This window comes from Arthrobacter sp. LAPM80, assembly GCF_046736435.1.
Classification (GTDB): Bacteria; Actinomycetota; Actinomycetes; order Actinomycetales; family Micrococcaceae; genus Specibacter.
In genome coordinates this window covers 16546-36916 of the sequence record NZ_JBCHVD010000008.1, presented here as the reverse complement: position 1 = coordinate 36916, position 20371 = coordinate 16546, and the positions used below count along the sequence as shown (strand labels likewise).

Annotated in this window: 18 protein-coding genes; 12 read left to right on the top strand and 6 right to left on the bottom strand. The window is 64.5% G+C overall.

All coding sequences use genetic code 11. From position 1 onward, the window contains the following. Positions 1-52: 52 nt before the first annotated feature. From AAGW05_RS09920 to holA, 7 genes are all read left to right on the top strand, one after another. A complete protein-coding gene (locus tag AAGW05_RS09920) occupies positions 53-799 on the top strand; it encodes an MIP/aquaporin family protein (protein WP_411804357.1) in 747 nt (248 codons plus the stop codon). Between the two features lie 49 nt (positions 800-848). Then, positions 849-2363: a glycerol kinase GlpK gene (gene glpK, locus AAGW05_RS09915; protein WP_411804356.1), complete on the top strand. Its 1515-nt coding sequence runs from the start codon at positions 849-851 to the stop codon at positions 2361-2363. 325 nt (positions 2364-2688) lie between these two features. Then, entirely contained in the window at positions 2689-5190 is a 2502-nt protein-coding gene (gene leuS, locus AAGW05_RS09910; protein ID WP_411804488.1) for a leucine--tRNA ligase, read from the top strand. Positions 5191-5304: 114 nt separating this feature from the next. After that, positions 5305-6336, top strand: coding sequence for a DegV family protein (locus AAGW05_RS09905; protein ID WP_411804355.1), 1032 nt, complete (start codon positions 5305-5307; stop codon positions 6334-6336). A 60-nt stretch (positions 6337-6396) separates the two neighbouring features. After that, positions 6397-7233, top strand: a complete 837-nt coding sequence (locus AAGW05_RS09900; RefSeq protein WP_411804354.1) for a helix-hairpin-helix domain-containing protein — start codon at positions 6397-6399, stop codon at positions 7231-7233. Then, on the top strand, positions 7230-9074 hold the full coding sequence (locus AAGW05_RS09895) for a ComEC/Rec2 family competence protein (RefSeq protein ID WP_411804353.1): 1845 nt from the start codon (positions 7230-7232) through the stop codon (positions 9072-9074). The genes AAGW05_RS09900 and AAGW05_RS09895 overlap by 4 nt, the downstream gene beginning before the upstream one ends. A 95-nt stretch (positions 9075-9169) precedes the next feature. Beyond that, on the top strand, positions 9170-10177 hold the full coding sequence (holA, locus tag AAGW05_RS09890) for a DNA polymerase III subunit delta (RefSeq protein WP_411804352.1): 1008 nt from the start codon (positions 9170-9172) through the stop codon (positions 10175-10177). 96 nt (positions 10178-10273) lie between these two features. Here holA and rpsT read toward each other — a convergent pair whose 3' ends face one another. Further along, entirely contained in the window at positions 10274-10534 is a 261-nt protein-coding gene (gene rpsT, locus AAGW05_RS09885; RefSeq protein ID WP_411804350.1) for a 30S ribosomal protein S20, read from the bottom strand. Positions 10535-10712: 178 nt separating this feature from the next. After that, positions 10713-11291, bottom strand: coding sequence for a type II toxin-antitoxin system PemK/MazF family toxin (locus AAGW05_RS09880; protein WP_411804348.1), 579 nt, complete (start codon positions 11289-11291; stop codon positions 10713-10715). Between the two features lie 177 nt (positions 11292-11468). On the opposite strand from AAGW05_RS09880, the gene lepA reads away from it, so the two are divergent. Both lepA and hemW read left to right on the top strand, forming a co-directional pair. Then, positions 11469-13325, top strand: coding sequence for a translation elongation factor 4 (lepA, locus tag AAGW05_RS09875; protein ID WP_411804347.1), 1857 nt, complete (start codon positions 11469-11471; stop codon positions 13323-13325). Then, complete coding sequence (hemW, locus tag AAGW05_RS09870) at positions 13322-14551, top strand: radical SAM family heme chaperone HemW (protein ID WP_411804346.1); 1230 nt, start codon at positions 13322-13324, stop codon at positions 14549-14551. Before lepA ends, hemW begins: the two co-directional genes overlap by 4 nt. Before the next feature lie 9 nt (positions 14552-14560). On the opposite strand, the gene AAGW05_RS09865 is transcribed toward hemW, so the two are convergent. Together AAGW05_RS09865 and AAGW05_RS09860 are read right to left on the bottom strand one after the other, a co-directional pair. Continuing rightward, positions 14561-14953 (bottom strand): DUF4870 domain-containing protein, encoded by a 393-nt coding sequence (locus AAGW05_RS09865; RefSeq protein ID WP_411804345.1) that lies wholly within the window; start codon positions 14951-14953, stop codon positions 14561-14563. Positions 14954-15011: 58 nt separating this feature from the next. Then, the gene (locus AAGW05_RS09860) at positions 15012-15860 is read right to left on the bottom strand and encodes a DUF3097 domain-containing protein (protein ID WP_411804344.1); all 849 of its coding nucleotides are present in this window, start codon (positions 15858-15860) and stop codon (positions 15012-15014) included. Between the two features lie 204 nt (positions 15861-16064). On the opposite strand from AAGW05_RS09860, the gene hrcA reads away from it, so the two are divergent. Genes hrcA through AAGW05_RS09845 form a run of 3 tightly spaced genes read left to right on the top strand, consistent with a single transcriptional unit; the run spans position 16065 to position 19039 of the window. Continuing rightward, positions 16065-17078, top strand: a complete 1014-nt coding sequence (hrcA, locus tag AAGW05_RS09855; RefSeq protein WP_411804343.1) for a heat-inducible transcriptional repressor HrcA — start codon at positions 16065-16067, stop codon at positions 17076-17078. A 34-nt stretch (positions 17079-17112) separates the two neighbouring features. Further along, positions 17113-18243, top strand: coding sequence for a molecular chaperone DnaJ (dnaJ, locus tag AAGW05_RS09850; RefSeq protein ID WP_411804342.1), 1131 nt, complete (start codon positions 17113-17115; stop codon positions 18241-18243). A 4-nt stretch (positions 18244-18247) separates the two neighbouring features. Next, positions 18248-19039 carry a 16S rRNA (uracil(1498)-N(3))-methyltransferase gene (locus AAGW05_RS09845; RefSeq protein WP_411804341.1) on the top strand — a complete coding sequence of 264 codons (792 nt, stop codon included), beginning with the start codon at positions 18248-18250 and terminating at the stop codon, positions 19037-19039. A 24-nt stretch (positions 19040-19063) separates the two neighbouring features. Here the strand turns inward: AAGW05_RS09845 and AAGW05_RS09840 are convergent, their stop codons facing one another. After that, positions 19064-20071 carry a GerMN domain-containing protein gene (locus tag AAGW05_RS09840; RefSeq protein ID WP_411804340.1) on the bottom strand — a complete coding sequence of 336 codons (1008 nt, stop codon included), beginning with the start codon at positions 20069-20071 and terminating at the stop codon, positions 19064-19066. Positions 20072-20140: 69 nt separating this feature from the next. Then, the gene (locus tag AAGW05_RS09835; protein ID WP_411804339.1) at positions 20141-20296 is read right to left on the bottom strand and encodes a hypothetical protein; all 156 of its coding nucleotides are present in this window, start codon (positions 20294-20296) and stop codon (positions 20141-20143) included. Between the last annotated feature and the right edge of the window lie 75 nt (positions 20297-20371).

Below are 20371 nucleotides of genomic sequence, written 5' to 3'. Positions count from 1 at the left end.
AACCAACAGTGGTTGGCCCTTTCGTGTAGGAATTAACCAATTGGAGTCAAAGATGTCTCTAGGAATAGTGTTCGCATCCGAAGTGATGGGAACAATGATGCTGACCCTGCTGGGTTGTGGTGTCGTTGCCAACGTTGCCTTGAAAGGAACCAAGGGTAATTCCGGCGGGTTCCTGCTGGTCAACTGGGGCTGGGGCTTGGCAGTCTTTGCCGGTGTCTTTGTCGCCGCCAAATCGGGGGCACACCTCAATCCGGCCGTCACAGTAGGTTTGTTGGCCAACGGCAAGGCCGAGTACGCACCCGGTGTCGCTGTTGATTTCGCTTCCACCATGACGTACTTCGGTGGTGAGCTCGTTGGCGCATTCATCGGCGCCGTCGTCTGCTGGATTGCCTACAAGCAGCACTTTGACAGCGAACCTGATGCTGCAACGAAGCTGGGTGTTTTCTCAACCGGACCTGCCATTCGCAGCTATGGCTGGAACGTTGCCACTGAAGTCATCGGCACGTTTGTTCTTGTATTCGTCATCCTGCACTTTGCCAACGGCCCCGCCGCGCTCGGTCCGCTTCCCGTGGCACTTCTCGTTGTCGGCATCGGCGCGTCCCTCGGTGGTCCCACCGGATACGCCATCAACCCCGCCCGTGACCTGGGGCCGCGCATTGCGCACGCACTGCTGCCCATCAAGGGGAAGGGCTCCAGCGACTGGAGCTACGCCTGGGTACCCGTGGTTGGCCCCCTCCTCGGGGGCGCACTCGGGGGACTCGCAGCATCCTGGCTGCCCCTCGTGGTGGCGGCAAGTTAGTCAACCAACTGTTTGTTCATAATGTGATTCACGAGCAAAGGAATTAAACATGTCTCAGTATGTAATTGCCATTGACCAGGGAACCACCAGCAGCCGGGCCATCGTCTTTGACCATGACGGCAACATTGTCTCCACCGGCCAGCTCGAGCATGAGCAGATTTTCCCCAAGGCCGGCTGGGTCGAACACAACGCGACCGAGATCTGGAACAACACCCGCGAGGTCATCGGCACCGCGCTGGCCCAGGCCAATCTGACCCGCCATGACATTGTCGGCGTCGGCATCACCAATCAGCGCGAAACCGCCGTCGTCTGGGACAAGAACACCGGCGTGCCCGTCTACAACGCCATCGTGTGGCAGGACACCCGCACGCAGCCCATCGTGGACGAGCTGGCAGCCGACGGCGGCGTGGAGCGCTTCAAGGCCAAGGTGGGCCTGCCGCTGGCAACCTACTTCTCGGGCACCAAGATCAAGTGGATTCTTGACAACGTTGAAGGGGCCCGTGAAAGGGCCGAGGCCGGGGACCTGCTGTTCGGCAACACCGACAGCTGGGTCACCTGGAACCTGACGGGCGGGCCCGACGGCGGCGTGCACATCACCGATGTCACCAACGCCTCGCGCACAATGTTCATGGACCTTGAAACGCTGTCGTGGGATGAGGAAATCCTGGCCGTCTTCGGCGTGCCGAAGTCCATGATGCCTGCCATCAAGTCCTCCTCCGAGGTGTACGGCCACGTGCACGGCAGCCAGCTGCTGCGCGAGGTCCCCGTGGCCGGCATCCTGGGTGACCAGCAGGCGGCAACGTTTGGCCAGGCAGCTTTCAACCAGGGCGAGGCCAAGAACACCTATGGCACCGGCTGCTTCCTGATCTTCAACACGGGCGAGGAAATTGTCCACTCGAAGAACGGGCTGCTCACCACACTGGGCTACAAGCTCGGCGACGCCAAGCCGCACTACGCCCTTGAGGGCTCCATCGCCGTCACCGGTTCACTGATCCAGTGGCTGCGCGACAATATCGGCATGATCAAGTCCGCTCCCGAGGTTGAGGAGCTGGCGGCAGCGGTGGAGAACAATGGCGGCGTGTACATCGTGCCTGCGTTCTCGGGCCTGTTTGCACCGTATTGGCGTGCGGACGCCCGTGGCGCCATTGTGGGCCTGACCCGCTTTGTGAACAAGAACCACATTGCCCGGGCCGCCTTGGAGGCCACCGCCTTCCAGACCCGGGAGGTTCTGGACGCCGTCAATGCCGACTCGGGCGTGGACCTGACAGAACTCAAGGTCGACGGCGGCATGGTCGCCAACGATGCGCTCATGCAGTTCCAGGCCGACATCCTCGGGGTGCCGGTCATCCGCCCGAAGGTCACCGAGACCACGGCCCTGGGAGCGGCTTATGCGGCGGGCCTGGCCGTCGGCTTCTGGAACGACCTGGGCGAATTGTCGGCCAACTGGTCCGAGGACAAGCGATGGGAGCCGCAGATGGAGGCCGCCGAGCGCGACCGCCAGATGCGCCTGTGGAAGAAGGCCGTCACCAAGTCCATGGACTGGGTTGACGAGGACGTGCTCTAACCCCTTCCGTCTGTGACGCGCTTATTGCACCAAGATCGATCGAATATGGTTGATTGTCAGGCAATAGGTGCGTCACAGTTTTGGTTTAAGGCGCGACGACGGCGGCGCTCATCTGCCGCCGTCGTCCTTGCCGAAAGTACCGGTGACCGTCCTCCGGAACCAGTGAGCGGGGAGGGGGAGTGTGCGCTAAAGTAAAGGTGTGCATAACTTTCTCCTCCTTACCTAGCCGCGACTGATGTTGCGGCCGCCCCTTGCTATGTCGAGGGGCTTTTGTGTGTAAGGAACGAGACGCAGGAAGCCAATGATGAATGAAGAGGCAGGGTACGTGAGCGTGCAGTTCGAGACCGATGAGAACAGCGAAGAGGGCGTCTACAGTTTCGCCCAGATCGAAGCCAAATGGCCGGCCGTCTGGGAGGACCTAAAGGTTTTCACGCCCCTTGATGACGGTTCCAAGGAACGCCGCTACGTCCTTGACATGTTCCCCTACCCCTCGGGCGACCTTCACATGGGCCACGCTGAGGCCTTCGCCATGGGCGACGTCGTCTCACGCTACTGGCGCCAGCTCGGCTACGACGTGCTGCACCCGATCGGCTGGGACTCCTTCGGCCTGCCGGCCGAGAACGCCGCCATCAAGAACAACGCGCACCCCAGCGAGTGGACGTACGCAAACATCGACACGCAGGCCGAGTCGTTCAAGCGCTATGCCATCTCCGTTGACTGGACCCGCCGCCTACAGACCTCAGACCCCGAGTACTACCGGTGGACGCAGTGGCTGTTCAAGCGCTTCCACGAGCGTGGCCTGGCGTACAGGAAGAACTCTCCCGTCAACTGGTGCCCCAAGGACCAGACGGTGCTGGCCAACGAACAGGTCGTCAACGGCGCCTGCGAGCGGTGCGGCACCCTGGTGACCAAGAAGTCCCTGAACCAGTGGTACTTCAAGATCACCGACTACGCAGACCGCCTGCTCAATGACATGGACGCACTGAAGGGTAACTGGCCGGACCGTGTGCTGGCCATGCAAAAGAACTGGATCGGCCGCTCCGAGGGGGCCCATGTCACCTTCGTCATCGAGGCAGCCGGTCAGTTGCCGCAGCAGGAGCTGACCGTCTTCACCACCCGCCCCGACACCCTCTACGGCGCAACGTTCTTCGTAGTCGCCGCCGATGCCCCCCTTGCCCTGGACCTGGTGACCGCCGAGCACGCCGAGGCGCTCAGCGACTACCGCGAGCAGGTCAAGGCGCTCAGTGACATCGAACGCCAGTCAACCGAACGCCCCAAGTCAGGTGTGTTCACCGGCCGTTACGCCATCAACCCGCTGACCTCCGAGTTGCTGCCCGTCTGGGCCGCAGACTACGTGCTGGCCGACTACGGCACGGGCGCCATCATGGCCGTCCCCGCCCACGACCAGCGTGACCTGGACTTCGCCAAGGCCTTCGGCCTGCCCGTCCGTGCGGTGTTGGACACCGGCGCCGAGGACCCCGCCGACACCGGCATCGCCACCACCGGCGAGGGCACACTGATCAACTCCGGCGATCTCAACGGACTGTCCAAGGCTGAAGGCATACCGGCGGCCATCGAGATCCTGGGGAAGCTCGGGACAGGTGAGAAGTTCGTGAACTTCCGCCTGCGCGACTGGCTGCTCTCACGCCAGCGCTTCTGGGGCACCCCCATCCCGATCATCCACTGCGCCGACTGCGGCGAAGTTCCCGTCCCGGATGACCAGCTGCCCGTCCGCCTGCCGGACAACCTGCGGGGCGAGGACCTGTCCCCGAAGGGCACCAGCCCGCTGGCAGCCGCCGCCGACTGGGTCAACGTCGACTGCCCCGCCTGTGGCAAGGCAGCCAAGCGCGACACCGACACCATGGACACCTTCGTTGACTCGTCCTGGTACTTCCTGCGCTTCGTCTCACCCCAGTACACCCAAGGCCCGTTCGACCCGGCCATGGTCAACAACTGGATGCCTGTTGGACAGTACGTCGGCGGCGTCGAGCACGCCATCCTGCACCTGCTGTACGCGCGCTTTTTCACCAAGGTCATCCATGACCTTGGCCTGTTGGAGGCCACCGAGCCGTTCAGCCGCCTGCTGAACCAAGGCCAGGTGCTCAACGGCGGCAAGGCCATGAGCAAGTCGCTGGGCAACGGTGTGAACCTCGGCGAGCAGCTGGATAAGTACGGTGTGGACGCCATCCGCCTCACCATGATCTTCGCCGGCCCGCCGGAGGACGACGTCGACTGGGCGGATGTTTCGCCGTCGGGCTCGGCCAAGTTCCTGGCCCGCGCCTGGCGTCTGGCCCGGGACGTCGACAGTGCCGCGGGCACGCCCGCCGCCGGTGGCGACGCGGCCCTGCGTTCCCTGACGCACCGCACCATCCACGAGGCCAAGGCCCTCCTTGAAGGCCACAAGTTCAACGTTGTCGTTGCCAAGCTCATGGAACTTGTCAATGCGACCCGCAAGGCCATTGACTCCGGCGCCGGCGCAACAGACCCTGCCGTCCGCGAGGCGGCCGAGGCCGTCTCGATCCTGCTGAGCCTGTTTGCGCCCTACACGGCGGAGGACATGTGGGAGACCCTTGGCCACCCCGCATCGGTCGCCAACGCCGGCTTCCCAGCAGTGGATGAGGCACTGCTGGTCGAGCAGAGCGTCACTGCCGTCGTGCAGATCCAGGGCAAGGTCAAGGACCGCCTTGAAGTCTCACCCGACATCACCGAGGATGAGCTGCGCGAACTGGCCATGGCATCCGAGATTGTCCAAAAGGCCCTCGACGGCCGTGGCATCCGCACCGTGATCGTGCGTGCGCCTAAGCTGGTCAATATCGTTCCTGCCTAGAAAGCGTTTGGCACACCACCTTGGTGCCTTCCCAGCCCACCGGCAGGGAAGGCACCTCGGTGCTTAACGGCACCTATACGACCACGTTGATGGAAGCTTTTGGAAGGGAGAGCGGTGAGCGAAACAGCCGCAGCACGCACCTGGCTCCGCCAGCAGGTCCAGCGCCTCTGTCCCAAGTCCGTTGCTTCCCCGGCAGGCGGGCCAGGGCTGCCACGGCCGCCCAGACCGAGGATTGCCATCGTCACCGACTCCGCAGCCGCGCTGCCACCGGAATGGATCCAGGAATTCGCCGGGCACGGGCTTTTGACGGTCGTTCCCATGCCCGTGATCATCGGCGAAAACGTCTACTCCGACGACGACGCCGAACTTGAGACCCACGTGTCCCTTGCCTTGGCGTCGGGCACCCCTGTAAAAACTTCCCGGCCGTCCCCTGGCCAGTTTGACCGCGCGTACAAGGGCGCCGCGGATGCGGGCTACGACGCCGTTGTGTCGCTGCACATCTCCACGAAGCTGTCGGGGACCTTCGATGCTGCGCTGATGGCGTCCCGGCGCGCACCGCTGTCCGTGCACGTGATCGATTCCTGCACGGCCGGCATGGGGCAGGGCAGGGGGGTGCAGGCTGCCATCGCCGCGACACTGCTGGGAGCCGGCGCAGAAGAGGTGATGGCTGCAGCAACCGCGGCCATGGCTTCGACAAAAGTCTATTTTTACGTTCCCAGCCTTGAGCAGCTTCGACGCGGCGGGCGGATCAGCCTTGCCTCCTCCTGGCTGGGCACCGTCCTTGACATCAAACCCATCCTTGGCATCAGGGACGGCGCCGTGGTGCCCCTCGAAAAGGTGCGTTCGGCACCAAAGGCGATAGCCCGCCTCCAAGCGCTTGCCGAGGCCGACATCGCCTCCCGCGGCGCAGCGGCAACGCAGATCAGCGTGCACCATTTCGGCAACGAGGAGCAGGCCAAGGCCCTGGGCGGCTCGCTTGAGGCGGCATTCCCTAGCCTTGATGCCGCCACCCTGACGAGGCTGCCTGCAGTGCTGGCAGCCCACGCCGGGCTGGGTGTGCTTGTCGTCGTCGTGTCCGATGCCCTTCTCCCGCAGGGCCCTTCCCTGCAGGGCGATGTTCCTCCACAGGCGGCGCCCGGAACGTAGTTGCGCACATCCGGGCAGTCCTACGCTCAAGCCCCGTCCCGTGGAGCCTAGCGTTGTCCCATGAGAGGCAACAGCGGAGGTGGCGACAACGGGCGGGACCCGACCGGGCGCTGGTCACGTCCCGGTGGCACTTCACCGCCCGACGGCAGGCCGTGCCGGCGCGGGCCCCGGTGGGTCATTTCCCTGCGCGCACTGGTTGTGGTCCTTGCCATGATTTCAGCGGCCCTGGGTGTCCTCTGGATTGAATCGGCAGGAGTGCAGGGCGCTTCAGCCGAGCTCTCCACCGAGGTAGGCCGGAAACTTGTGGTGCCGCCGGTGGGTGATACAGGCGGTTCCGCGGAGCAAGCAACGGCTGGAAAGACGCCTGCGAGCCGCCCATCTGCGGCTCCGGCGCCCGCAGCAGCACCAGCCACGCCGATGCCGGGGATTCGTGTTGTCCACGTCGCCGGTGCGGTGAAGAACCCCGGCGTTTTCCCCCTTCCGCCCGGAAGCAGGGTCTATCAGGCGCTCGATGCCGCCGGGGGAGCCCTGCCCGGCGCAGCCCTTGACGCCCTAAACCTCGCCGCGCCGCTGGCCGACGGGACCCAGATTCTTGTGCCGACCGCTGAAGAAGCCGCAGCAGCGGCGGCACGTCAAGGAACCGGCCATCCGCCCGAGGGCGGCCAAGGGCCAAGTGCCCCGGCGGGCGCTGCGTCCCGTAACGGGCTGCTCAACGTGAACACGGCAACGGCCGCGGAGTTCGACACCCTGCCCGGCGTCGGGCCCGTGCTGGCAGGGCGGATTGTTGCCTGGCGCACGGACCACGGTCCATTTACCTCTGTGGAGGGACTCACTGCCGTCACGGGCATCGGACCCAAACTCCTGGCCGGCCTGCGGGACCTGGTGACGGTTTCATGACGGGCAGGGATCCGCGGTGGGCACGTTTTACCAGGGCCGCCGTCGACGCGAAGGAGCCCGACCCCGCCACAGGCCGCTTCGGGCGCCTGCGCGGCACCATCGGCCATCGGGCCCGGGACCTGCGCCGCCGCCTGTCGGAGGCCCATGCAGCACAGGCCGATTCGAAGCCGCGGCACCGCCCGGACATCAGGCTGCTGCCTGCTGTTGCAGGAGTGTGGTTGGTCGCGGCGGTCGCCGTCGGCTGGCCCCCGGCGCTGGTTGCCGGTGGTGCCATGCTGCTTGGCGGAAGCCTGCTGCTCGCCCTGGCTGTCCGCTGGCGGCTGCGGGGTGCACGGGACCAGGGGCGCGCCGGCCAGGTGGGCGGACGGCGCGCGTCCCGGCACCGGGGCCCGTTGCTCGGTGCCACTTTGCTGCTTGCAGGCGTGTGCATCCTTGCCGTGCTGGCGGCGATAGCCCTGCGGCAGTTTGCAACCGGGGCATCTGACCTGGCCGCGGCGCAGGGGGAGGACATGGCGCTCACCTTGGAGGTCGCCACCCAGCCCCACCCCATTGCCTCAGGGAACCTTGCGCCTCGGGTGGTTTTCGACGCTGTTGTCCTGCGTGCAACCACGAAGGGGCGGGAACTGACGGGGCCGATCCGCATCCGGGTGATTGGTGCGATGGCATGGGGAAAATTGCAGCCGGGGGACAGTGCGGGCACCTCTGGAAGGATTGTGCCTGTCGCCGCGGCCGACAACGTCAAGGGGCTGCTCAGGCCCGGCACCGAACCCATGGACGTCCTCCGGGTCAGGGACGGGCCACAGGCTGTCGCGGGGACCATCCGCAGTTCGTGGGTGACAGAGGTGCAACGGGTCTGGGCGCCGGTTTCCGCCGATGTGGCCGGGCTCCTGCCGGGCATGGTCATGGGCGACCGCGGCGGGATGGATGCCTCCCTGGACGAATCAATGAAGGTCGTGGGCCTGACGCACCTGACGGCTGTCAGCGGTGCGAACTGTACGCTCGTGCTGGCCTCACTCATGCTCATCCTGCGTACGCTCCGTGCGCCCCGGCCCGCCGCAGCGGCCGCAGCGATCGCGGGGCTGGCAGGATTTGTCATTGTCGTCGGCCCCGACGCCAGTGTTCTTCGGGCTGCCGTGATGGGCGGCATCGGCGCCGTGGCCATCGCCGGCGGCAGGCCGAGGAGGACCGGGAGTCTGCTGGCGGTGAGCATTCTTGTGCTGCTGTTGGTGGATCCATGGCTTGCCGGGGACTTTGCGTTCGTCCTCTCGGTGCTGGCCACGCTGGGGCTGCACCTTGTCGGGCGGCGCTGCGTTGAGTGGCTGTCGGTCCTGCTGCCCCTGTGGCTGGCGCAGGCGGTGGCCATACCCCTGGCCGCCCAGCTTTTCTGCGCACCTGTGATTGTCTTGTTGCAGGCGAGGCTTACACCCTACACAGTTCCGGCCAACATGCTCGCGGCCCCCGTTGTTGCGCTGGTGACCACGGTGGGCACCCTGGGCATGGTCCTCGCAGCCCTGGTTCCGCCGCTGGCAGCACTGTGCGCCGCGGCCAGTGGTGCCGGCGCCTGGTGGGTGGCCACCGTCGCGCATTTCATGTCGGTGCTTCCGGCGGCGAGCCTGCCCTGGCCGGCAGGGATTCAGGGCGCAGCATTGATGGCCCTGTTTGATGCTGCGGTGCTCTGCGGGCTCGTTGCGGTGGTTTCAAGGGAGCGGTTTGCGCTGGCAATCACCGGTGTGGTGGTTCATATTCCCGCAAGGTGGCGTCAGCGTTTCGGCTTCGGGGCCTGTGTAGCCGCGGCTGCCGCGGCCACCGTGTGGTGGACGGCGGCCGTGGTGCGGCTGTGAGCGGGGAGGCTGGGAGTTGCACCTGCCGGGTTGGGAATAGCAGCACGGGGTGGCACAGTAGAGGACGTGAAGAATGCAATGAAAAGACCGCACACGTGAGCGCGGCACCCAGAACCTCCGCACGTGGCCAGGTAGGTGGTGATTGGCGCGACGTGCCGCTGGCGCCCGTCGTGCTGGTTTACGGGCCCGAAGACTTCATCGCCAGCCGGGCCGTCGATGACGTCCGGCGGAAACTGCGCGCGGGCAGCCCCGAACTGGAATTGACGTCGATTGACGCCGCCCATTACACGGCCGGCCAGCTTGGCATGGTGGCCAGTCCGTCCCTGTTCAGCGAGCCGAAGTTGATTGAAGCCACGGCCCTCGCCAGCATGTCCGATGACTTCCTACAGGACGCCCTGGCCTACATCAAGGATCCGGCGCCCGACGTCACCCTGCTGCTGATCCATGCCGGTGGGGTGCGCGGCAAGAAACTGCTCGACGCACTCAAGGCCTTGGGAGTGCCGCGGGTCGAATGTCAGCCGTTGAAGAAGGACGTCGAAAAGGCGCAGTTCGTGGGCGCCGAGTTTTCCCTGGCCAAGCGCCGCATCGAGGCCGCGGCCGTGCGCGCGCTCGTGGCCGCCGTCGGGGCCAGCCTGTCTGAGCTCGCTGCCGCATGCTCGCAGCTGATTTCCGACACCACCGGCATGGTCGGCACCGATGACGTGGACAAATATTACGGCGGGCGGGTCGAGGCCACGGCCTTCCGCGTCGCCGATGCGGCCTTGGCGGGCAACGGGCCAGCCGCCCTGTCCACCCTGCGGCACGCCCTCGCCACTGGCGTTGACCCGGTTCCCCTCGTCGGGGCCCTGGCCATGAAGGTCCGGCAGGTGGCGAAGGTATTTTCCCTGCGCGGCAGCTCCGCACAGCTGGCCCGTGAAACTGGCATGTCCCCCTGGCAGGTTGAGGCCGCACAGCGTGACGCCGGGTATTGGTCCGGCCCCGCGCTTGTCACTGCCATCAAAGTCCTTGCCGAGGCCGACGCCCAGGTCAAGGGCGAGGCGAAGGACCCGGTGTATGCGGTGGAGCATGCCGTGACGGTGATATCGCAGGCCGCGCGGCGGTAACCCCGCAGCCACTGAGAAAACCAGACGTTAACCACGTTGGGCCCCCACCAATCGGTGGGGGCCCAACGCCAGAGTTGCGAAGCAGATCAGCTTCCCTTAGAGGGCGTTAACCCTCTTGGAGATGGCCGACTTGCGGTTGGCAGCGTTGTTGGCGTGCAGAACACCCTTGCTGACAGCCTTGTCCAGCTTGCGGCCTGCATTCACCAGTGCAGCCACAGCTGCATCCTTGTCGCCATTGGCAACTGCCGTGTTTACTGCACGAACAGCGGTCTTGACGCCTGAACGAACAGCAAGGTTGCGCTGACGCGCCTTCTCGTTGGTCAGGATGCGCTTCTTCTGGGACTTGATATTAGCCACGTTGTATAACTCTCTTTTGATACGTAAATTCGGTCGTAGAGGGCGTAGCTTGACCGTTGACAGCGGCGTGGGGATGCTCGAATTGTGGTGAACGTCAGGTCAAGCTGTTGCATCCGCCGACCTGCACGGATACACACAATTAACAAGTTTATCAGATATGGGCCCCAGGGTGCCGCTGCTACGTCCAGCCGTGTCGGCTCCGCAGGCCGCCCGCCACGACCGCAAACCGTTTCGCATCAAGCACCGCACCCTCGCGGCGCAGGTCGGCGGGGGAGACCTGGAGGATGCGGTCGAGCTTTACCTCGCTGGGGCGCCCCAGCTTGTCCCACGTGCCGGTGCCAATGTCGATGTAGTCGTTGTCGCCGCGGCGGTCGTTGCTGTGGTCCTTGCTCGTGAGCATGAGCGCGAGCAGACGCTTGCCGTTCCTGCCCACCACCAGCACGGGCCTGTCCTTGCCCTGGCTGTAGTCCTCCTCAAACGGCACCCAGGTCCACACGATCTCACCGGGGTCGGCGGCGCCGTCGGGCTTGGGCGCATAGGCAACCTTGGCTGTGCCGCTGAAGTCCCCGGGATAGGGCGAGCTCAGGCCCGCCAGCGGCGCGTTCGACGCCGGACGGCCCGCCGGGTGCGAACCGGAACCCGGGCGGGGCTTGGTTCCGGGACGGGTGGTCTTGGTTGGTGCGCTTCGCCCGGGTGTGAAAAGAACACGGGCGAACGAGCGGAGGAAGCCGAAAATTCGGTCGGATGTGGAAGGCATGGTTTCTAGGGTAGCCAATAAGTGGAATCGATTGGCCCGTCAGTTCTGCCCCCGGCCCCTAAACGTGGGAGACTTGATGGCAATGAGTGTCCCGCCGCCACGGTGCGGGCACAACCTCCTGCACGGTTCGGTGGTTCCACCGCAATCCCTGCGTCCATGCAACAGTAAGGAACCCTAGTGTCACCCATGGCCCGCACTGCACCGGTGCCCGCCGCCACCGATCCGGCGATCATCAGAAACTTCTGCATCATCGCTCACATTGACCACGGGAAATCAACCCTGGCGGACCGGATGCTCCAGCTCACTGGAGTTGTCAAGCAGCGTGACATGAAAGCCCAGTACCTCGACCGCATGGACATCGAGCGTGAACGCGGCATCACCATCAAGTCACAGGCTGTGCGCATCCCGTGGGAGGTCGACGGCACGTCCTACTGCCTGAATATGATTGACACCCCGGGGCACGTTGACTTCACCTACGAGGTTTCAAGGTCACTTGCCGCCTGTGAAGGTGCCATCCTGCTCGTTGACGCCGCCCAGGGCATCGAGGCCCAGACGCTGGCCAACTTGTACCTGGCCATGGAAAACAACCTCACGATCATCCCCGTGCTGAACAAGATCGACCTTCCGTCGGCGCAGCCGGAGAAGTACGCCGCTGAGCTGGCAAACCTGATCGGCGGCAAGCCCGAGGATGTCCTGATGGTCTCGGGCAAGACAGGGATGGGAGTTGAAGCCCTCCTTGACCAGATTGTCCGCGACCTGCCGGCACCCACGGGTGACCCGAACGCCCCGGCCCGCGCCATGATCTTCGACTCCGTCTATGACACCTACCGTGGCGTTGTCACATATGTGCGCGTGATCGACGGCAGCCTGAGCCCGCGCGAAAAGATCCAGATGATGTCAACCCGAGCCACCCACGAGCTCCTGGAAATTGGTGTCAGCTCCCCCGAGCCCACACCGTCCAAGGGCCTGGGCGTCGGCGAGGTCGGCTACCTGATCACAGGCGTTAAAGACGTGCGCCAGTCAAAGGTTGGCGACACCGTCACCACCTTCCACAAGCCGGCCACCGAATCACTCGGCGGCTACGAGGATGCCAAGCCCATGGTGTTCTCGGGTCTGTACCCGCTCGACGGCGCCGACTACCCCGTGCTCCGAGACGCGCTCGAAAAGCTCATGCTCAACGACGCGGCACTTATTTACGAACCCGAGACATCGGCCGCACTGGGCTTTGGTTTCCGTGTTGGCTTCCTTGGCCTGCTGCACCTTGAAATCACCCGTGAACGCCTCGAGCGCGAACACAACCTCGATTTGATCTCCACCGCCCCCAACGTGGAGTATGAGGTCACCCTTGAGGACAAGAGGGTCATCCACGTCACCAACCCCAGCGAATACCCTTCGGGCAAGATCGCCGAGGTGCGCGAGCCCATGGTGGCCGCAACCATCTTGGCCCCGACTGAATTTGTCGGCGCCATCATGGAACTGTGCCAGTCCCGCCGCGGCATCATGGGCGGCATGGACTACCTCTCCGAGGACCGCGTCGAGATCCGCTATCGCCTGCCGCTGGCCGAGATCGTCTTTGACTTCTTTGACATCCTCAAGTCAAAGACCCGCGGCTACGGCTCACTGGACTGGAAGGCTGACGGCGACCAGGTCGCCGACCTCGTCAAGGTCGACATCCTGCTCCAGGGCGAACAGGTCGACGCGTTCAGCGCCATCACCCATCGCGATAAGTCCTATGCCTACGGTGTCATGATGACGGGCAAGCTGCGCGAGCTCATCCCGCGCCAGCAGTTCGAGGTGCCGATCCAGGCCGCCATTGGCGCCAGGATCATCGCCCGCGAAAGTATCCGCGCCATCCGCAAGGATGTTTTGGCCAAGTGCTACGGTGGCGACATTTCCCGTAAGCGCAAGCTGCTGGAAAAGCAGAAGGAAGGCAAGAAGCGCATGAAGATGGTGGGCCGCGTCGAGGTTCCCCAGGAAGCATTCATCGCGGCGCTGACGACCGACGAATCCTCCAAGGACAAGTCAAAGAAGTGACACCCAGCGCTCTTCCCCTCGGCGATCCGGCCCCGGCCGACGGCATCCTGCCCGCGCAGGCCGCCGTCGGCGCGGCCGGGCGCAAGTTCAGCCTGTACGCGCACATCCCGTTTTGTGCGGTGCGGTGCGGCTACTGCGACTTCAACACCTACACGGCGACCGAACTCGGCGGCGGCGCGTCCCAGGATGCGTACGCGGCAACGGCCGTGCGTGAGGTTGAGTTTGCCGGGCGCGCCATGGCCGCATCGGGCCTGCCCGAGCGCAAGCTCAGCACCGTTTTCTTTGGCGGCGGAACCCCAACCCTGCTACCCGCCGGCGACCTCACCCGCATCCTGGGTGCCGCCGTCGAACAGTGGGGCATTGAGGACGGGGCAGAGGTCACCACCGAGGCGAACCCTGACTCCGTCACGAGGGAGTCGCTGCAGGAACTGTTCGACGGCGGCTTCACCCGCGTGTCCTTCGGCATGCAGTCAGCAGTCCCGCACGTCCTGAAGGTCCTGGACAGGACGCACAGGCCCGAGCGGGTGCCGCAGGCGGTCGCCTGGGCGCGTGAGGTCGGTCTGAACGTGAGTGTTGACTTGATCTACGGCACGCCAGGGGAGTCGATCGCCGATTGGGAAACCTCCGTGCGCACGGCCCTGAGCTATGAACCTGACCATATTTCCGCCTACTCGCTCATTGTCGAGGAGGGCACCAAGCTGGCCGCGCAGATCCGCCGCGGCCAGGTGCCCAACATTGACGACGACGACCACGCCGTGAAATATGAACTCGCTGACGCCCTCTTTCAGGAGGCAGGCCTGTCCTGGTACGAGGTCAGCAACTGGTCGCGGACACCGCAGGACGCCTGCCAGCACAACCTTGCCTACTGGCGCGGGGACGACTGGTGGGGCATCGGCCCCGGCGCGCACTCCCACGTGGGCGGCGTGCGCTGGTGGAACGTCAAGCACCCGACTGCCTATGCGAACCGCCTTGACAAGGGCGAGTCGCCGGCTGCGGGACGGGAAACCCTCGACGAGGACACCCGCACGATGGAACGCATCATGCTCACCTCGCGCCTGGCCGAGGGCATGCCCGTCACGACGGTGAGCGCCGGGGGCCGCAAGGCCATCGCGGGCCTCATTGCCCAGGAGCTTGTCGATCCCGTGAAGGCCTTCGCCGGCACGATCGTGTTGACCCTCAAGGGCCGCCTGCTGGGCGACGCCGTCACCCGTGCACTGCTGGACTGACCGGCAGAGCTACTTGATCAGCCGCAGGTTCAGGGCGTAGCGAATCGGATGGCCGCGGTTCACCCGGACGGCGGCAATGACGGAGAAGACCGTCAGGAATACCCAGACAAGCAGTGCCAGCATGGAGAACACCGTGCCGGTGGCCGGGCTGATGAACGAGAACACGAGAGCCACGACATTGAGGAGCACGGCAAGAACGGTCGGCGGTAGCGTGAAGTTCAGTGCCTCTAAGGACTCCTGAGCGGTGAATCGGCCGCGGGGGCCCAGCAACTTGTAAATCAAGAGCGAGGGAATGCAGCCAAGGATACCGCCGCAATGGGCAATGAACGCCCACTGCCTGTCTTCAGAGGGTGTGAGGGGCGGTTGGGGTGCACCATTGGACTGGTTGACCGGATGACTCACAGTGGCTGGCCTTTCAACAAGCGAAAAAATCGGGCAGGACTGAATCCGTTCCTCACTCCTAGGATACGGGTGCCGTGAGGAAATCAATGACCTCTTCGACGCGTCCAAGCAGCGAAGGTTCCAAATCCGAGTATGAATTGACCCGAGACAGCAGCCGCTGCCAGCCGAGTCCGATGTCCTCGGAGGTGGTGTGCGGCCAGCCGAAGGCCTTGAGGATTCCCAGCTTCCACTCCATTGATCTAGGGACAACAGGCCACGCGGGGATGCCGAGCGTTGACGGTTTGATGGCCTGCCACACGTCCACGTAGGGGTGTCCCACCACCAGCACATTGTTGCGCATCCCCGGGGTCTTCATGAGATTGGCCACAATGCGCGTTTCCTTCGATCCCGGCACGAGGTGGTCCACGAGGATGCCCAGACGGCGGTTGGGGCCGGGGGAGAAATCGGCGACGGCTGCCGCCAGGTCATCAATGCCGCGCAGGGGTTCCACGACAATGCCCTCCACTCGGAGGTCGTCTCCCCAGACCTTCTCGACGAGTTCGGCGTCGTGCTTTCCCTCAACCCAGATGCGGCTGGCCTTGGCAACCTTGGCCCGCACATCGGCAACTTTCACCGATCCTGAGGCCGTGCGGAGTTTCTCTTTGACGGGGACCACCACCGGGGCAATGAGTTCGATGGGTTCCCCTTCAAGCAGGAAGCCAAATCCAAGCGGGAAGGCGCGCACTTTCTCCCGGCGGTCGGCAAGCTCCACAATGTGCATGCCACCTGACTTTTCAAGGCGCTTGACGGCGCCAACCCAGCCTGTCTGAACCTCTTCGACAACCAGTCCGGCACGGGCCTGGACCTTGCGCAGGATGCGGGCGGCGGGCGCTGAGAGATCTTGGGGTCCCCATTGGTTGTACTGCACGTGAAAACCTGGCTCCTGGCACTCGGGGTAACGCTCTGGGCGAACGTTGCGTGATGAAAACCCATGCTAACCGGTGGATAGGCGCGCAGGGGTGCATTTGGCGCGGGGAGAGCCAAGTGGCGGAGCGACAAAAGGTATTAGACTTAGCACTTGATTGGGTAGAGTGCTAAGAAAATTGCGTGCCATTGAGAGGAGGTGCCGGGCATGAGTGAACCACGGAAGCTGGAAGTCCTTCGGGCCATCGTCGAAGACTATGTACACACACGCGAGCCCGTCGGCTCCAAGGCCCTGGTCGAACGGCACCAACTCGGCGTGTCCAGCGCCACGATCCGCAATGACATGGCGGCACTGGAGGAGGAAGGCCTGATCACGGCCCCCCACACAAGCTCCGGCCGCATCCCCACCGATGCGGGCTACAGGCTTTTTGTCGACCAGCTTGCCTTGGTGAAACCGCTTTCGGCGGCTGAACGCCGGGCCATCTCGACCCTGCTTGACGGATCCACTGACCTCGACGATGTCCTGGAACGCACCGTCAGGGCGCTGGCGCACCTGACAAACCAGGTCGCCGTCGTGCAGTACCCACGTTCATCCGGGGCCACTGTACGGCACATTGAATTCGTTTCGCTGTCGGCCCGGCAGGTCCTGATCGTGCTGATCCTGGCCTCGGGCAAGGTCGAACAAAGTGTCATCGATGTCGGTGTCGTCCTTGACGACGCCGTGCTGGCCGGATTGCGCAAGGTTTTCCTTGCCAACCTGAACGGACTGGCTGTCGCAAGGCTGCCCGACGCCCTGGCAGGGATTCCGGCCACCGTGCCGCCGGCCGAACAGGGCCCGGCAGCCCGTCTGGCCCAGGGGCTGATGCTGCTGGCAAGCAACGCCAGGGAGGACCGCATCGTCATGGCCGGAACGGCCAACCTTGCCCGGTCAACCGTTGATTTTCCCCTCAGCATCGGACCCGTCCTTGACGCCCTGGAGGAACAGGTGGTGCTGCTGCGCCTCCTTGGGGCCATGGCGCAGGACTCCCTGGGCATGGCCGTTGTCATCGGCCGGGAAAATCCCCATGACTCCCTGTCCGAGGCGTCGGTTGTGGCCGCCAGCTACGGACCCGACGAAAGTGCAAAGTTGGGTGTGGTGGGCCCCACGCGGATGGACTACCCCAACACCATGTCCAGTGTGCGCGCAGTGGCGCAGTACCTGTCCAGAATTTTGGCCGGCTAAGCGGCCACCGTTTCAACGTAAAGAGAGCAACACATTGAGCAATCACTACGACGCATTGGGCGTCTCCCGCGACGCGACCGCCGAGGAAATCAAGAAGGCCTACCGCAAGCTGGCGCGCAAACTCCACCCGGACGTCAACAGCGAGCCTGACTCCCAGGACCGTTTCAAGGCCGTCACCCACGCCTATGAGGTCCTCTCCGACCCGCAAAAGCGCCGCGTCTACGACACCACCGGCAATGAAAACGGCAACGACAACGGCTCAGGCGGCAACTTCAGCGGCGACGGCTTCGGCTTCCAGGACATCTTCGAGACGTTCTTCGGCGGTGGGGGAGGCGGCGGACGCGGTCCCGCGGCGCGCACCCGCCGCGGCCAGGACGCACTCATCACCGTTCGGGTTGAACTGCGCGAGGCAGTGTTCGGCGTGAACAAGAAGCTCGAAATTGACACGGCCGTCACGTGCCCCACCTGCGACGGCAGCTGCTGCCGCCCGGGCACCTCGCCCACCACCTGTGATGTTTGCCATGGCGCAGGCCAGATCCAGCGCCCCATGCGCTCCATCCTCGGCAACGTGATGACCCTGGCCACCTGCAACTCATGCCAGGGCTTCGGCACCATGATCATCGATCCCTGCAACGAGTGCATGGGCGAGGGTCGCGTCCGCAACCGCCGCTCCTTCACCATCAAGGTCCCCGCCGGCGTCGGCACAGGCACCCGGATCCAGCTCAGCGGCCAGGGCGAGGCCGGCCCCGCCGGCGGTCCGGCAGGTGACCTGTATGTTGAGATGAAGGTCAATAACGACCCCGCCTTCATGCGCGAGGGCGACGACCTGCACGCGACCCTCACGGTCCCCATGACGGCCGCAGCACTGGGCACCGAGCTGACCTTTGAAACCTTCGACGGCGAGCAGCCCATCAGCATCAAGCCCGGCACCCAGGCGGGGGAGACCATCAACCTGCGCGGCCTGGGCGTCACCCACCTGCGCGGATTCGGCCGCGGGGACCTGAAGGTCCACGTCCACGTCGAGACGCCCACCAAGCCCGACGCCGCCCAGGAGGAACTCCTGAAGCAGCTCGCGGCCCTGCGCGGTGAGACGTATACGGAGGGCAAGCTCGTCACCAGTGGCGGCATGTTCGCCAGGCTGCGCGACAAGCTCGGCAACCTCTAACGCCATGAGCAACCCAGTCTTCTACGCCGTCGCCGAGCAGCTGGCCGGGCTTGGCCCGGGCGCGTCTTTCACCCTTGACGGTGCCGAAGGCCGCCACGCGACAACCGTCAAGCGGCTGTCCGCCGGTGAGCCCGTTGACCTGTGCGACGGCGCAGGGCTGCGTTTGGTCTGCACGGTCGCGGACGCCGAAAAGGGCTCATTGACTGTGCGGGTGGAGGCCGTACTGCACGAGGGTGCCCCGGCCATCGGGTTCACCCTCGTCCAGGCACTGGCCAAGGGCGACAGGGATGAGCTGGCCATTGAGATGGCCACCGAACTGGGCATTGACGCGGTGGTGCCGTGGCAGGCCGAGCGGTCCATTGTGCGCTGGAAGATGGACAAGGCCGTCAAGGGACCCGAAAAGTGGCGCCAGGTGGTGGCGGCCGCGGCCAAGCAGGCGCGGCGCTCCACCGTTCCGCAGGTCGGCCAGCTCGTGGGGACCTCCGCCGTGTGTGAACTCATCGCGTCTGCAGGCCTGGCACTGATCCTGCACGAGGATGCCGTGGATTCGGTGTCAGCCGTTGCCCGTGAATGGCTCTCCGGTCAGACGTCAGGTGCGGGGGAGCTGCCCGCTGCAAAAGGCCCGCAGGGCGTGTTGATGATTGTTGGACCCGAGGGCGGCATGAGTCCGGCCGAGGTTGACGCCTTCATTGCTGCGGGTGCCCGCACTGCACTGTTGGGCAGGCACGTGCTGCGCTCGTCAACTGCCGGACCCGCCGCCGTCGTGCTTCTGAGCCAGGAACTCGGCCGCTGGTAGCAGCCCGCCCCACGTCTGTGGAGGCTACTTGACGGCCGGCCCGGCGATTGTCACGGTCTTCGTGTCAATGCCGATTTTCTTTCCGGGCGCCATGGGGTCCTCGATGTAGACGGACAACTGGTACTTTCCCGGCGGTGGGACAAGGTTGAAGCCGTACTCGCCCAGTTCGTTGGGGCCCTGGGGAATGGATGCTGTGCCGCTGAGGTACTGCCCGTCGACCTTGTCGCCGTCCATGTGGGCCAATGACCACACCACAGTTCCCGTGGTGGAGACGGCGCGGCCGGTAACCTTCAACGGCAGCGCGCTGTAGGTGCTGCCATCAGCGGGATCGATGATCCACACGGGGGCCACGTAGGCCGCATCGCGTGTGAGGGGCTTGTCAAGGACTACATGGCCGAACGCGTCATAGCCGGTGTGCCCGTCCACGAGGACGGATACCTGGATGGACGTGGTGGTGTCAACGAGTCCGGCCATGGCTGCAGCCGCCGTTGCGGTGTACACCAATTGGTCGATTGCGCGTTCAGCGATGCCCTTGTCGACCTTCTGGCCGAACGCGTCTGCTGATACATCGATGGTGATGACGTTCTTGGCTGAGATTGAGGCACCCAGCCTTGAGGGGCTGTTCCAGATGGAAAAGTAGTCCGGATCCCGGGGCTCTGTGCCCATCATGGTCCGCAGTGCGGCAACCATGGGGTCGTCGGTGATTTTAGCCGGGACAAACTCACGGTAGAGGAAGACGTCGTCATTGCTGTGGCCAAGCCAATACACAGGCAGTGTTTGCGAGGCGGTTGCCGTCTCAAGAGGTGCACTGGTCACCATGCCGGATGTTATTGAAGCGTTGCTTGTGGGCATTGATACATCATGCTGGTCCTGGGCCTTGGCGGCACAGCCAACCAAGGCAAGTGACAGGGACAAACCCATGATGGCAATCTTGTCCGCCATGCCCAGCCGCGCGAGGATGAGCTTTTGCCGGGAGGCCGCATCGGCACAGACACCGGGGCGCCCTGTCGGTGATGGCAGGAAGGCAGGCATGGGGCAGCTGACTCACAATTCTGGGATTCGGTTGGCTGGCAGCCCGGTTCCGGAGCCGCCTCTTACTGATCATCCAAAGCATCCCCACAAGGCTTCGAACTCATCCAGCTTGGCACAAAAGCTGCCTCGAATACCGCCCAGATTGGCCTTGCGGGAGAACTGAAACCGTATCGAAACACTTTCCTCCGCCATGCGGAAGAAAGATGCGCTGACGGCATAATTCATGGCGGAGCACGCCTCCGGGGCAGTGCACTAGAATCAAGAGGAAGTATAAGTATCCAGGATTCAGGCGGCACCCGC

Coding starts and splice junctions, on each gene's coding strand:
- AAGW05_RS09900 (WP_411804354.1), top strand. CDS start 6,397: ATGAGAGGCAACAGCGGAGGTGGCGACAACGGGCGGGACCCGACCGGG.
- AAGW05_RS09845 (WP_411804341.1), top strand. CDS start 18,248: ATGAGCAACCCAGTCTTCTACGCCGTCGCCGAGCAGCTGGCCGGGCTT.
- AAGW05_RS09920 (WP_411804357.1), top strand. CDS start 53: ATGTCTCTAGGAATAGTGTTCGCATCCGAAGTGATGGGAACAATGATG.
- hrcA (WP_411804343.1), top strand. CDS start 16,065: ATGAGTGAACCACGGAAGCTGGAAGTCCTTCGGGCCATCGTCGAAGAC.
- AAGW05_RS09835 (WP_411804339.1), bottom strand. CDS start 20,296: ATGAATTATGCCGTCAGCGCATCTTTCTTCCGCATGGCGGAGGAAAGT.
- AAGW05_RS09840 (WP_411804340.1), bottom strand. CDS start 20,071: ATGCCTGCCTTCCTGCCATCACCGACAGGGCGCCCCGGTGTCTGTGCC.
- AAGW05_RS09895 (WP_411804353.1), top strand. CDS start 7,230: ATGACGGGCAGGGATCCGCGGTGGGCACGTTTTACCAGGGCCGCCGTC.
- glpK (WP_411804356.1), top strand. CDS start 849: ATGTCTCAGTATGTAATTGCCATTGACCAGGGAACCACCAGCAGCCGG.
- AAGW05_RS09880 (WP_411804348.1), bottom strand. CDS start 11,291: ATGCCTTCCACATCCGACCGAATTTTCGGCTTCCTCCGCTCGTTCGCC.